Origin of the sequence: Pseudomonas sp. FP1740 (genome assembly GCF_030687165.1) — a bacterium.
GTDB lineage: Bacteria > Pseudomonadota > Gammaproteobacteria > Pseudomonadales > Pseudomonadaceae > Aquipseudomonas.
Map to the genome: position 1 here is coordinate 753786 of NZ_CP117461.1, position 13263 is coordinate 767048.

The 13263-nt window shown below is 56.2% G+C and carries 7 protein-coding genes, 2 tRNA genes and 2 rRNA genes; 7 read left to right on the plus strand and 4 right to left on the minus strand.

The genetic code is table 11. The features are described 5' to 3' along the window. Positions 1–8: 8 nt before the first annotated feature. Entirely contained in the window at positions 9–1574 is a 1566-nt protein-coding gene (locus PSH69_RS03295) for an ABC transporter ATP-binding protein (protein ID WP_305411032.1), read from the minus strand. Between the two features lie 30 nt (positions 1575–1604). Between PSH69_RS03295 and PSH69_RS03300 the strand changes: the two genes are divergently transcribed. Then, complete coding sequence (locus PSH69_RS03300; RefSeq protein WP_305411033.1) at positions 1605–1781, plus strand: hypothetical protein; 177 nt, start codon at positions 1605–1607, stop codon at positions 1779–1781. Between the two features lie 371 nt (positions 1782–2152). Here PSH69_RS03300 and PSH69_RS03305 read toward each other — a convergent pair whose 3' ends face one another. The 3 genes from PSH69_RS03305 to PSH69_RS03315 all read right to left on the minus strand — a co-directional run bounded on the left by PSH69_RS03305 (position 2153) and on the right by PSH69_RS03315 (position 4423). Further along, on the minus strand, positions 2153–2734 hold the full coding sequence (locus PSH69_RS03305) for a YigZ family protein (protein ID WP_019582316.1): 582 nt from the start codon (positions 2732–2734) through the stop codon (positions 2153–2155). Positions 2735–2741: 7 nt separating this feature from the next. After that, a complete protein-coding gene (locus tag PSH69_RS03310; protein WP_018928367.1) occupies positions 2742–3392 on the minus strand; it encodes a TetR/AcrR family transcriptional regulator in 651 nt (216 codons plus the stop codon). 110 nt (positions 3393–3502) lie between these two features. Then, positions 3503–4423 (minus strand): LysR family transcriptional regulator, encoded by a 921-nt coding sequence (locus PSH69_RS03315; RefSeq protein WP_007940170.1) that lies wholly within the window; start codon positions 4421–4423, stop codon positions 3503–3505. Between the two features lie 126 nt (positions 4424–4549). On the opposite strand from PSH69_RS03315, the gene PSH69_RS03320 reads away from it, so the two are divergent. The 6 genes from PSH69_RS03320 (at position 4550) to PSH69_RS03345 (ending at position 13111) form a co-directional block, all read left to right on the plus strand. Further along, entirely contained in the window at positions 4550–5899 is a 1350-nt protein-coding gene (locus PSH69_RS03320) for an aspartate aminotransferase family protein (RefSeq protein WP_018928366.1), read from the plus strand. Positions 5900–5962: 63 nt separating this feature from the next. Beyond that, entirely contained in the window at positions 5963–7456 is a 1494-nt protein-coding gene (locus PSH69_RS03325; protein ID WP_019582319.1) for a CoA-acylating methylmalonate-semialdehyde dehydrogenase, read from the plus strand. Between the two features lie 637 nt (positions 7457–8093). Further along, positions 8094–9630 (plus strand): 16S ribosomal RNA (locus tag PSH69_RS03330). Between the two features lie 163 nt (positions 9631–9793). After that, a tRNA-Ile gene (locus PSH69_RS03335) sits at positions 9794–9870 on the plus strand. Positions 9871–9899: 29 nt separating this feature from the next. Continuing rightward, positions 9900–9975: transfer RNA gene (locus tag PSH69_RS03340), tRNA-Ala, on the plus strand. A 245-nt stretch (positions 9976–10220) separates the two neighbouring features. Beyond that, positions 10221–13111: ribosomal RNA gene (locus PSH69_RS03345) — 23S ribosomal RNA — on the plus strand. Together the 16S and 23S rRNA genes with 2 tRNA genes alongside form the textbook arrangement of a ribosomal RNA operon. The last annotated feature ends 152 nt before the right edge of the window (positions 13112–13263 follow it).

Below are 13263 nucleotides of genomic sequence, written 5' to 3' on the forward strand. Positions count from 1 at the left end.
AAACTCCGTTAAAGCGTTACGGGTGCAGGTGATTGAGGGGTGTCGAACTGGCCGGCCATCCAGCCACCGACATCGATCAGGCGGGTGTCGACGGTGGGCTGCAGTGCCGACAGTCGACCGCCACACAGGGCGCCGAGGCGGTCGCTGATCTGGAACAGTTCGTCGAGGTCTTCGGAGATCACCAGGATCGCCGCGCCAGCGTCGCGCAAGGCGATCAGCGCTCGGTGAATGGTCGCGGCGGCGCCGACGTCCACGCCCCAGGTCGGGTGCGCGGCCACCAACAATCTGGGTTGCTGAAGGATTTCCCGGCCGAGGATGAATTTCTGCAAGTTGCCACCAGACAGGCTGCGAGCCGCTGCCTGGGTATCGGGTGTCTTGACCCCGAAGCGACGGATGATGTCTTCGGCCAGTGCCTCGACTTTGTTGCACTGGATCAGCCCATTGCTGACCAGCCCTTGTTGAAATGCGGTGAGCAGGGCGTTATCCGCCAGGCTCAACTCCGGCACCGCGCCATGGCCCAGACGCTCGGCAGGGACGAAGGCCAGGCCGAGTTTGCGTCGTGCATCCGGCCGCAGGTGCGCCACCGGTTGCCCGCCGAAACTGATTTTCGCCCCGTCATTTCCCGGCAGCCGTTCTTCACCGCTAAGCAAGGCCAGCAACTCATCCTGGCCATTGCCGGCCACTCCGGCGACACCGACGATTTCGCCGCTGCGCACCTCGAGATCAATGTCCTTGAGCGAGCAGCCGAACGGGTCCGGGTTGTGCCAGGACAATCCGGTCACGTTCAAAAACGCATCAGCCCCCCTGACCTTCGGATAGTCAGTAATCAGCTCGGCGGCTTCACCGACCATCAACTGCGCCAGTTGCTGGTCCGAACACTCGGCCGGCACGCAATGCCCGGCCACTCGTCCGCCGCGCAACACCGTGGCGCTGTGGCACAACGCACGCACTTCGCCGAGCTTGTGGCTGATGAACAGAATGCTGCAGCCCTCGGCGGCCAGTCGGCGCAACGTGATGAACAATTCGTCGGCCTCTTGCGGGGTCAGTACCGACGTCGGCTCATCGAGAATCAGCAGGCGGATGTCCTGCATCAGGCAGCGAATGATTTCCACCCGCTGACGCTCGCCGATGGACAGGCTATGGACCAGTCGCTCCGGTTCCAGCGCCATGCCATAGCGTTGGGACACCTCGCGGATTTTCGGTTCAAGCTGCTTCGGCGTACCCGCCGCAGCGCCCATCGCCAAGGCGATGTTCTGCGCCACGCTCAGGGTTTCGAACAGCGAGAAATGCTGGAACACCATGCCGATCCCGAGGTTGCGGGCCTGGGCCGGATTGCGCATGGTCACGCGCTGGCCCTGCCAGATCATCTCCCCTGAGTCGGCGTGTGTGACGCCGTAGATGATCTTCATCAGGGTACTTTTGCCCGCACCGTTTTCGCCGAGCAGGGCGTGGATTTCACCGGGCGCAATGCTCAAGTCGATGGAGTCGTTGGCCAGGCAACCGGGGTAACGTTTGCTGATTCTGCGCAATTGCAGGCGGGGTGTTTGATCGGGGGGAGGCGCAGGGTTGGACATGACAGGCTCGGGTCGCAAAAGGATATGCCTGTGGATAAAGCAATTTCCTGGCCATTGAGTCAGGAAATCGACAAAAGCCTGTTGGCACAGGCGTTGCGGACGCTGCCTCGACCTATTCCAACTCCTGGAGAGGCACCACTTGAGGGCAAGGTTTTTGATCAGGCTCCGGTTTTGCGCGCGATTAATTGGTCAAAAAACGAGCAATAGGCTGCAGGCATTGTCAGGCATGGGGCTGCGCCAGCCATGAACGGGTTATCCACAGCTTGTTCCACAGTATCTGTGCGCAAGCCGACCGTGTGGGCATAAGCACTGGGGGGCTTTCTTCTAATGGCGATAAACCACACTAACTGATTGTTTTTACATGGAATAAACGTCGCGGATGGCGAGTTGGACGAAAAATGAGCAAAGCCCGCAAAGCCGCATGACAGAAGGGTTACAGCAGAATGTGCTCAGGTTATCCACAGCCGGGTGCACAGCAGATGTGGGCAAGTGGCGAGAGCAAAGAAAATCGGGGTGCCCCAAAAGATCGCAGCGCCCACAGGCGCTTAGAACCGCCGAAGGCTGCGATCTTTTGATCTTCAACGCTGCAACAAAATACGCCCGCGACTTAAGTCCGCCAGCTGCGTTTGCAGCGTACTTATCTGCCCGTCGCCAATCGCCAATTGCAGTTCCACACCATTGGCCGTGAAGGTTTCCTCCACCACCAAACCACCCAGCTCCGCCACCCGAAGCTTCACCAACGCCAACTCGCCAAATGCACAGGCACAACTGACCGGCACCCGACTGATCAACTCGACTTTCGGTGCCCCTTGCAGGCATTTGTTGGCACTGCCGCCGTACGCTCGGGCGAGGCCGCCGGTGCCCAACTGGATGCCGCCATACCAGCGGATCACCACGACCGCGACCTGATCGCAATCCTGCGCTTCAATCGCCGCAAGGATCGGCCGGCCAGCGGTGCCACCGGGTTCGCCATCGTCAGTGCTGCGGTATTGATCGCCGAGCTTCCAGGCCCAGCAATTGTGCGAGGCGTTCAAATCACTGTGTTGCTCGATGAACGCCTGGGCATCGGCTGCGCTGGCGATCGGCGCGGCGAGGGCGATGAAGCGGCTTTTGCGAATCTCTTCGCGGTATTCGCAAAAACCGCTGAGGGTAAAAGGCATGGGTGTCTTAAATAGCCGGCGTCAGGCCGCAGCCTTTGAGAATGATGCGAATCAGGTTGCTGCCGGCGTCTTCCATGTCTTGCTTGGTCAACTTGGTGCGCCCGGTGACACGGCAGATCTGCGTGGCAAAGTCCGCGTAATGCTGGGTGCTGCCCCACAGCAGGAAAATCAGGTGCACCGGGTCGATAGGGTCCATTTTGCCGGCGTCGATCCACGCCTGGAACACCGCGGCCCGACCTTGAAACCAGGTGCGGTAGTCCTGGTTGAAATGCTCAGTCAGGCAATCACCGCCGCTGATGACCTCCATGGCGAAGACCCGCGAAGCTTGTGGCTGGCGCCGGGAGAACTCCATTTTTGCGCGAATGTATCGGGTCAATGCTTCTGCCGGATCGTCCTCGACGGTCAGGGTATTGAAAGTGCTGTCCCACAACTCAAGAATGTTACTCAGCACCGCCACGTACAAACCGAGTTTGTTGGTGAAGTAGTAATGCAGATTCGCTTTGGGCAACCCGGCTTTTTGCGCGATGGTGTTCATGCTGGTGCCTTTGAACCCGTGACGGGCGAACTCGTCTTCGGCGGCTTTGATGATGGTCTCTTCGTTCTTCTGACGAATGCGGCCGGCGGGTTTGCCGCCGTGGGCTGGGACTTCAAAGGTCATAGGCACTTCCGAACAGGTAGATGGGTGCAACCAGATGCGTTGATAGCGCACCCACGGGCCTCAGACAAGTCCTATGGCGATAAAACCTTGGGCACTGCTCCCACAAGCTTTCAGCGAGTAGCCGCCAGACTCTCCAAAAAACTCTCCAGAACCAGATGCGGGCGACGGCCCTTGCGTGTAACCGATGCCAGGCTCAGGTCATAAAAACGTGCCTTGGGTTTCAGTGCACGCAAACGGCCTTGCTGCACCCAGAGGCTGGCGTAGTGATCCGGCAGGTAACCAATGTAGCGCCCGGTCAGGATCAGAAAGGCCATGCCCTCGCGATCCGACGCACTGGCGGTGCAATTGAGCGCCTGGTAATGAGCCTGAATTTCGGCGGGCAGACGGAAGGTCGGGGCTATGGCGTCCTGGCTGTTGAGGCGCTCATCGTCCAGTTGTTTGTCGTCGACATAGAACAGCGGATGGCCGACCGCGCAATACAGCAGCGAGCGTTCGCTGTAGAGCGGTTGATATTCCAGCCCCGACAGCGCGCTGGCTTGTGGCACCACGCCAACATGCAAACGACCGTCGAGCACGCCTTGCTCGACTTCGTTGGGCGCGATCATGCGGATCTGGATCTGTACGTCGGGGCCACGTTCCTTCAGTTGCGCCAAAGCGTGGGTGATGCGCATGTGTGGCAGGGTGACCAGGTTGTCGGTCAGGCCGATGGTTAATTCGCCGCGCAAGTGTTGGTGCAGGCCGTTGACCTCGGTGCGGAAGCTTTCCAGCGCACTTAATAGCTGCAACGCAGATTGGTAGACCTCACGGCCTTCTTCGGTCAGGGAAAACCCCGCGCGACCCCGCTGGCACAGGCGCAGCCCCAGGCGTTGCTCCAGATCGCTCATTTGCTGGCTGATGGCCGAGCGACCGATACCCAGCACCGATTCCGCCGCGGAGAAGCCGCCGCACTCCACCACGCTGCGAAAAATCCGCAGCAGGCGGATATCAAAGTCACTGACTTGCGCCAGCGGATCGGGGCGACGGGTACTCATAGTTTAGTCCGGGCCTGACTGAAGGTTAGAAAAGTTGGATTTCACCGACTTTATCCCCGTGGCAATTTAGCTGCAAGAACGCTTTTGATCTCCACGCCGCTTATTTTGCCCTGCGAGGTTTTGCCCATGAACGTGCCTGAAAACGCCCCGACTTCCCTGGCCAGCCAGCTCAAGCTTGACGCTCACTGGATGCCCTACACCGCGAACCGCAATTTCCAGCGTGACCCGCGCCTGATCGTGGCGGCCGAGGGCAGTTGGCTGACAGACGACAAGGGTCGCAAGGTCTACGATTCGCTCTCGGGTCTGTGGACCTGCGGCGCCGGGCACACCCGCAAGGAAATCCAGGAGGCGGTGGCCAAGCAATTGGGCACTCTCGATTACTCGCCGGGCTTCCAGTACGGTCACCCGCTGTCGTTCCAGTTGGCCGAGAAAATCACCGACCTGACCCCGGGCAATCTGAATCACGTGTTCTTCACCGATTCGGGTTCCGAGTGTGCAGATACCGCGGTGAAAATGGTGCGTGCCTACTGGCGCCTGAAAGGCCAGGCCACCAAGACCAAAATGATCGGCCGCGCCCGTGGTTATCACGGCGTGAACATCGCCGGCACCAGCCTCGGCGGCGTGAACGGCAACCGCAAACTGTTCGGTCAGGCAATGATGGATGTCGATCATCTGCCGCACACCTTGTTGGCGAGCAATGCTTTCACTCGTGGCATGCCGGAGCAGGGTGGTATCGCGCTGGCGGATGAATTGCTCAAGTTGATCGAACTGCACGATGCCTCGAACATCGCAGCGGTATTCGTCGAGCCATTGGCCGGCTCCGCTGGCGTGCTGGTTCCGCCGCAGGGTTACCTCAAACGTCTGCGCGAGATTTGCGATCAGCACAACATCCTGCTGGTGTTCGACGAAGTGATCACCGGTTTCGGTCGTACCGGTTCGATGTTCGGTGCCGACAGCTTTGGTGTCACTCCGGACCTGATGTGCATTGCCAAGCAAGTCACCAACGGCGCGATCCCGATGGGAGCGGTGATTGCCAGCTCCGAGATCTACCAGACCTTCATGAACCAGGCGACGCCTGAGTACGCGGTGGAATTCCCGCACGGCTACACCTATTCCGCGCACCCGGTGGCTTGCGCCGCGGGCTTGGCGGCACTCGACCTGCTGCAAAAAGAAAACCTGGTGCAGAGCGTGGCCGAAGTCGCGCCGCATTTCGAAAACGCGCTGCACGGTGTGAAGGGCAGCAAGAACGTCATCGACATTCGCAACTACGGGTTGGCCGGTGCGATCCAGATTGCACCTCGCGACGGCGATGCCATCGTGCGTCCGTTCGAAGCTGGCATGGCGCTGTGGAAAGCCGGGTTCTACGTGCGCTTCGGCGGCGACACCCTGCAGTTTGGCCCAACCTTCAACAGCAAGCCGCAGGACCTTGATCGTCTGTTCGATGCGGTCGGCGAAGTGCTGAACAAGATCGACTGATTCCCTCTTCTATATAAAGGCGTCCTTTCAAAGGACGCCTGTGGACAATTTCAGGAGCCCCGCATGAGCCTCATCCCGCATTTGATCAATGGCGAACTGGTGACCGAAGACGGTCGCACGGCCGATGTGTTCAACCCGTCCACCGGCCAGGTTATCCACAAGCTGCCGTTGGCCAGCCGCGAAACCATTCAGAAAGCCATCGACTCTGCCAAGGCTGCGTTCCCGGCCTGGCGCAATACGCCAGCGGCCAAGCGCGCTCAGGTGATGTTCCGTTTCAAGCAACTGCTGGAACAGAACGAATCCCGCATCGCACAACTGATCAGCGAAGAACACGGCAAGACCCTGGAAGATGCAGCCGGTGAATTGAAGCGCGGGATCGAGAACGTCGAGTTCGCGTGCGCGGCACCGGAAATCCTCAAGGGTGAGTACAGCCGTAATGTCGGGCCGAACATCGATGCCTGGTCGGATTTCCAGCCATTGGGCGTGGTGGCCGGCATTACCCCGTTCAACTTCCCGGCCATGGTGCCGCTGTGGATGTATCCGTTGGCGATCGTCTGTGGCAACTGCTTTATCCTCAAGCCGTCCGAGCGCGATCCAAGCTCCACGCTGCTGATCGCTCAATTGTTACTGGAAGCCGGCCTGCCGAAAGGCGTGCTGAGTGTGGTGCATGGCGACAAGGCCGCAGTGGATGCGCTGATTGAAGCACCGGAAGTCAAAGCATTGAGCTTCGTCGGTTCGACGCCGATTGCCGAATACATCTACGCCGAAGGCACCAAGCGCGGCAAACGCGTCCAGGCGCTGGGCGGGGCGAAGAACCATGCGGTATTGATGCCGGATGCGGATCTGGATAACGCGGTCAGCGCGTTGATGGGCGCCGCTTACGGTTCGTGCGGTGAGCGCTGCATGGCGATTTCGGTGGCCGTGTGTGTCGGTGACCAGGTGGCGGATGCGTTGGTGGCCAAACTGACACCGCAGATCAAGGCACTGAAAATCGGCGCCGGTACAACTTGTGGCCTGGACATGGGGCCTCTGGTCACCGGTCAGGCGCGGGACAAGGTCAGCGGTTATGTTGAAGACGGCGTAGCCGCTGGTGCGAAGCTGGTGGTGGACGGTCGTGGTCTGAGCGTGGCCGGTCATGAGGACGGCTTCTTCCTGGGTGGCTGCCTGTTCGATAACGTCACGCCAGAGATGCGCATCTATAAAGAAGAGATCTTCGGGCCGGTGCTGTGCGTCGTCCGGGTCAACAGCCTGGAAGAGGCGATGCAACTGATCAATGATCACGAGTATGGCAATGGCACCTGCATCTTTACCCGTGATGGGGAAGCGGCGCGGTTGTTCTGCGATGAGATTGAAGTGGGTATGGTCGGCGTCAACGTACCGTTGCCGGTGCCAGTGGCGTATCACAGCTTTGGCGGCTGGAAGCGTTCGCTGTTCGGCGATCTGCATGCGTATGGTCCGGATGGCGTGCGGTTTTATACCCGTCGCAAGGCAATCACCCAGCGCTGGCCGCAACGGGCGAGCCATGAAGCTTCGCAATTCGCATTCCCTAGCTTGTAAGTAGAAGGGCAGAAGGCCGACCTCTAGAGGTCGGCCTTTGTGTTTTCGGGCTGTTTTGACCGGTATGACAGAAATGTGAAATTAGAGGTTGACGGCAGATCCTGGACGTCTATAATTCGCCCCACTTCCGGCGCAGTCGAAACGGAAAACTCCTTGGCAAACAACGAGTTACGCAGTTTTCGGCAGCGGTTACGCTTCAGTTCATCGAAGCCAGAAGGAGTTGATAAGGCAGGATGTTATCGCCTTATTGACGGTTCGATCTTCTCGGTCGAAAGCGGAGAAAAAAGAGGTGTTGACAGCAGCGGCTAACGCTGTAGAATTCGCCTCCCGCTAACGAGAGATCGGAAGCGCAAGTGGTTGAAGTTGCTGATGTTTCTTGCGAGAAACTTTGAAAGCTTCTGAAAATAATCACTTGACAGTAAGTGAGGCTGCTGTAGAATGCGCGCCTCGGTTGAGACGAAAGCTCTTAACCAACCGCTCTTTAACAACTGAATCAAGCAATTCGTGTGGGTGCTTGTGGAGTCAGACTGATAGTCAACAAGATTATCAGCATCACAAGTTACTCCGCGAGAAATCAAAGATGTAACCAACGATTGCTGAGCCAAGTTTAGGGTTTCTTAAAAACCCAAAGATGTTTGAACTGAAGAGTTTGATCATGGCTCAGATTGAACGCTGGCGGCAGGCCTAACACATGCAAGTCGAGCGGCAGCACGGGTACTTGTACCTGGTGGCGAGCGGCGGACGGGTGAGTAATGCCTAGGAATCTGCCTGGTAGTGGGGGATAACGTTCGGAAACGAACGCTAATACCGCATACGTCCTACGGGAGAAAGCAGGGGACCTTCGGGCCTTGCGCTATCAGATGAGCCTAGGTCGGATTAGCTAGTTGGTGAGGTAATGGCTCACCAAGGCGACGATCCGTAACTGGTCTGAGAGGATGATCAGTCACACTGGAACTGAGACACGGTCCAGACTCCTACGGGAGGCAGCAGTGGGGAATATTGGACAATGGGCGAAAGCCTGATCCAGCCATGCCGCGTGTGTGAAGAAGGTCTTCGGATTGTAAAGCACTTTAAGTTGGGAGGAAGGGCAGTTACCTAATACGTAATTGTTTTGACGTTACCGACAGAATAAGCACCGGCTAACTCTGTGCCAGCAGCCGCGGTAATACAGAGGGTGCAAGCGTTAATCGGAATTACTGGGCGTAAAGCGCGCGTAGGTGGTTCGTTAAGTTGGATGTGAAATCCCCGGGCTCAACCTGGGAACTGCTTCAAAACTGTCGAGCTAGAGTATGGTAGAGGTGGTGGAATTTCCTGTGTAGCGGTGAAATGCGTAGATATAGGAAGGAACACCAGTGGCGAAGGCGACCACCTGGACTGATACTGACACTGAGGTGCGAAAGCGTGGGGAGCAAACAGGATTAGATACCCTGGTAGTCCACGCCGTAAACGATGTCAACTAGCCGTTGGGAGCCTTGAGCTCTTAGTGGCGCAGCTAACGCATTAAGTTGACCGCCTGGGGAGTACGGCCGCAAGGTTAAAACTCAAATGAATTGACGGGGGCCCGCACAAGCGGTGGAGCATGTGGTTTAATTCGAAGCAACGCGAAGAACCTTACCAGGCCTTGACATCCAATGAACTTTCCAGAGATGGATTGGTGCCTTCGGGAACATTGAGACAGGTGCTGCATGGCTGTCGTCAGCTCGTGTCGTGAGATGTTGGGTTAAGTCCCGTAACGAGCGCAACCCTTGTCCTTAGTTACCAGCACGTAATGGTGGGCACTCTAAGGAGACTGCCGGTGACAAACCGGAGGAAGGTGGGGATGACGTCAAGTCATCATGGCCCTTACGGCCTGGGCTACACACGTGCTACAATGGTCGGTACAGAGGGTTGCCAAGCCGCGAGGTGGAGCTAATCCCACAAAACCGATCGTAGTCCGGATCGCAGTCTGCAACTCGACTGCGTGAAGTCGGAATCGCTAGTAATCGCGAATCAGAATGTCGCGGTGAATACGTTCCCGGGCCTTGTACACACCGCCCGTCACACCATGGGAGTGGGTTGCACCAGAAGTAGCTAGTCTAACCTTCGGGGGGACGGTTACCACGGTGTGATTCATGACTGGGGTGAAGTCGTAACAAGGTAGCCGTAGGGGAACCTGCGGCTGGATCACCTCCTTAATCGACGACATCAGCTGCTCCATAAGTTCCCACACGAATTGCTTGATTCATTGAAGAAGACGATATGAAGCAGCCTGTATCAGGTTGTAGCTGTGTTGGTTAGAGCGCACCCCATGCTGTGTGGTAAAGAGCAGGGTGAGGTCGGCCTTAGTAGCTCGAAATTGGGTCTGTAGCTCAGTTGGTTAGAGCGCACCCCTGATAAGGGTGAGGTCGGCAGTTCGAATCTGCCCAGACCCACCAATTTTGTGTGGGAATACCTGTAGAAATACGGGGCCATAGCTCAGCTGGGAGAGCGCCTGCCTTGCACGCAGGAGGTCAACGGTTCGATCCCGTTTGGCTCCACCACTACTGCTTCTGTTGTTGAAAGCTTAGAAATGAGCATTCCATCGTGATGATGGTGAATGTTGATTTCTAGTCTTTGGCTAGATCGTTCTTTAAAAATTTGGGTATGTGATAGAAAGATAGACTGAACGTTACTTTCACTGGTAACGGATCAGGCTAAGGTAAAATTTGTGAGTTGCTCTTTGAGCAAATGCGAATTTTCGGCGAATGTCGTCTTCACAGTATAACCAGATTGCTTGGGGTTATATGGTCAAGTGAAGAAGCGCATACGGTGGATGCCTTGGCAGTCAGAGGCGATGAAAGACGTGGTAGCCTGCGAAAAGCTTCGGGGAGTCGGCAAACAGACTTTGATCCGGAGATGTCTGAATGGGGGAACCCAGCCATCATAAGATGGTTATCTTGTACTGAATACATAGGTGCAAGAGGCGAACCAGGGGAACTGAAACATCTAAGTACCCTGAGGAAAAGAAATCAACCGAGATTCCCTTAGTAGTGGCGAGCGAACGGGGACTAGCCCTTAAGTGGCTTTGAGATTAGCGGAACGCTCTGGAAAGTGCGGCCATAGTGGGTGATAGCCCTGTACGCGAAAATCTCTTGGCCATGAAATCGAGTAGGACGGAGCACGAGAAACTTTGTCTGAATATGGGGGGACCATCCTCCAAGGCTAAATACTACTGACTGACCGATAGTGAACTAGTACCGTGAGGGAAAGGCGAAAAGAACCCCGGAGAGGGGAGTGAAATAGATCCTGAAACCGTATGCGTACAAGCAGTGGGAGCCCACTTTGTTGGGTGACTGCGTACCTTTTGTATAATGGGTCAGCGACTTATTTTCAGTGGCGAGCTTAACCGAATAGGGGAGGCGTAGCGAAAGCGAGTCTTAATAGGGCGTCTAGTCGCTGGGAATAGACCCGAAACCGGGCGATCTATCCATGGGCAGGTTGAAGGTTAGGTAACACTGACTGGAGGACCGAACCGACTACCGTTGAAAAGTTAGCGGATGACCTGTGGATCGGAGTGAAAGGCTAATCAAGCTCGGAGATAGCTGGTTCTCCTCGAAAGCTATTTAGGTAGCGCCTCATGTATCACTGTAGGGGGTAGAGCACTGTTTCGGCTAGGGGGTCATCCCGACTTACCAAACCGATGCAAACTCCGAATACCTACAAGTGCCGAGCATGGGAGACACACGGCGGGTGCTAACGTCCGTCGTGAAAAGGGAAACAACCCAGACCGTCAGCTAAGGTCCCAAAGTTATGGTTAAGTGGGAAACGATGTGGGAAGGCTTAGACAGCTAGGAGGTTGGCTTAGAAGCAGCCACCCTTTAAAGAAAGCGTAATAGCTCACTAGTCGAGTCGGCCTGCGCGGAAGATGTAACGGGGCTCAAACCATACACCGAAGCTACGGGTATCACTTAGGTGATGCGGTAGAGGAGCGTTCTGTAAGCCTGTGAAGGTGAGTTGAGAAGCTTGCTGGAGGTATCAGAAGTGCGAATGCTGACATGAGTAACGACAATGGGTGTGAAAAACACCCACGCCGAAAGACCAAGGTTTCCTGCGCAACGTTAATCGACGCAGGGTTAGTCGGTCCCTAAGGCGAGGCTGAAAAGCGTAGTCGATGGAAAACAGGTTAATATTCCTGTACTTCTGGTTATTGCGATGGAGGGACGGAGAAGGCTAGGCCAGCTTGGCGTTGGTTGTCCAAGTTTAAGGTGGTAGGCTGGAATCTTAGGTAAATCCGGGATTCTAAGGCCGAGAGCTGATGACGAGTGTTCTTTTAGAACACGAAGTGGTTGATGCCATGCTTCCAAGAAAAGCTTCTAAGCTTCAGGTAACCAGGAACCGTACCCCAAACCGACACAGGTGGTTGGGTAGAGAATACCAAGGCGCTTGAGAGAACTCGGGTGAAGGAACTAGGCAAAATGGCACCGTAACTTCGGGAGAAGGTGCGCCGGTGAGGGTGAAGCACTTGCTGCGTAAGCCCACGCCGGTCGAAGATACCAGGCCGCTGCGACTGTTTATTAAAAACACAGCACTCTGCAAACACGAAAGTGGACGTATAGGGTGTGACGCCTGCCCGGTGCCGGAAGGTTAATTGATGGGGTTAGCTAACGCGAAGCTCTTGATCGAAGCCCCGGTAAACGGCGGCCGTAACTATAACGGTCCTAAGGTAGCGAAATTCCTTGTCGGGTAAGTTCCGACCTGCACGAATGGCGTAACGATGGCGGCGCTGTCTCCACCCGAGACTCAGTGAAATTGAAATCGCTGTGAAGATGCAGTGTATCCGCGGCTAGACGGAAAGACCCCGTGAACCTTTACTATAGCTTTGCACTGGACTTTGAATTTGCTTGTGTAGGATAGGTGGGAGGCTTTGAAGCGTGGACGCCAGTTCGCGTGGAGCCATCCTTGAAATACCACCCTGGCAACTTTGAGGTTCTAACTCAGGTCCGTTATCCGGATCGAGGACAGTGTATGGTGGGTAGTTTGACTGGGCGGTCTCCTCCTAAAGAGTAACGGAGGAGTACGAAGGTGCGCTCAGACCGGTCGGAAATCGGTCGTAGAGTATAAAGGCAAAAGCGCGCTTGACTGCGAGACAGACACGTCGAGCAGGTACGAAAGTAGGTCTTAGTGATCCGGTGGTTCTGTATGGAAGGGCCATCGCTCAACGGATAAAAGGTACTCCGGGGATAACAGGCTGATACCGCCCAAGAGTTCATATCGACGGCGGTGTTTGGCACCTCGATGTCGGCTCATCACATCCTGGGGCTGAAGCCGGTCCCAAGGGTATGGCTGTTCGCCATTTAAAGTGGTACGCGAGCTGGGTTTAGAACGTCGTGAGACAGTTCGGTCCCTATCTGCCGTGGACGTTTGAGATTTGAGAGGGGCTGCTCCTAGTACGAGAGGACCGGAGTGGACGAACCTCTGGTGTTCCGGTTGTCACGCCAGTGGCATTGCCGGGTAGCTATGTTCGGAATAGATAACCGCTGAAAGCATCTAAGCGGGAAACTAGCCTCAAGATGAGATCTCACTGGGACCTTGAGTCCCCTGAAGGGCCGTCGAAGACTACGACGTTGATAGGTTGGGTGTGTAAGCGCTGTGAGGCGTTGAGCTAACCAATACTAATTGCCCGTGAGGCTTGACCATATAACACCCAAGCAATTTGCTGATCCGAAAGGACACCAGATTGCGGTGTGTGAAGACGCAATGAACCGAAAGTTCGCAACCATTCACAAAAGCCGCACAAACTATCGCATACCCAATTTGCTGAAGCGTCGAAAGACGGTTCGGTACCCGAA

Coding starts and splice junctions, on each gene's coding strand:
- PSH69_RS03295 (WP_305411032.1), bottom strand. CDS start 1,574: ATGTCCAACCCTGCGCCTCCCCCCGATCAAACACCCCGCCTGCAATTG.
- PSH69_RS03305 (WP_019582316.1), bottom strand. CDS start 2,734: ATGCCTTTTACCCTCAGCGGTTTTTGCGAATACCGCGAAGAGATTCGC.
- PSH69_RS03310 (WP_018928367.1), bottom strand. CDS start 3,392: ATGACCTTTGAAGTCCCAGCCCACGGCGGCAAACCCGCCGGCCGCATT.
- PSH69_RS03315 (WP_007940170.1), bottom strand. CDS start 4,423: ATGAGTACCCGTCGCCCCGATCCGCTGGCGCAAGTCAGTGACTTTGAT.
- PSH69_RS03320 (WP_018928366.1), top strand. CDS start 4,550: ATGAACGTGCCTGAAAACGCCCCGACTTCCCTGGCCAGCCAGCTCAAG.
- PSH69_RS03325 (WP_019582319.1), top strand. CDS start 5,963: ATGAGCCTCATCCCGCATTTGATCAATGGCGAACTGGTGACCGAAGAC.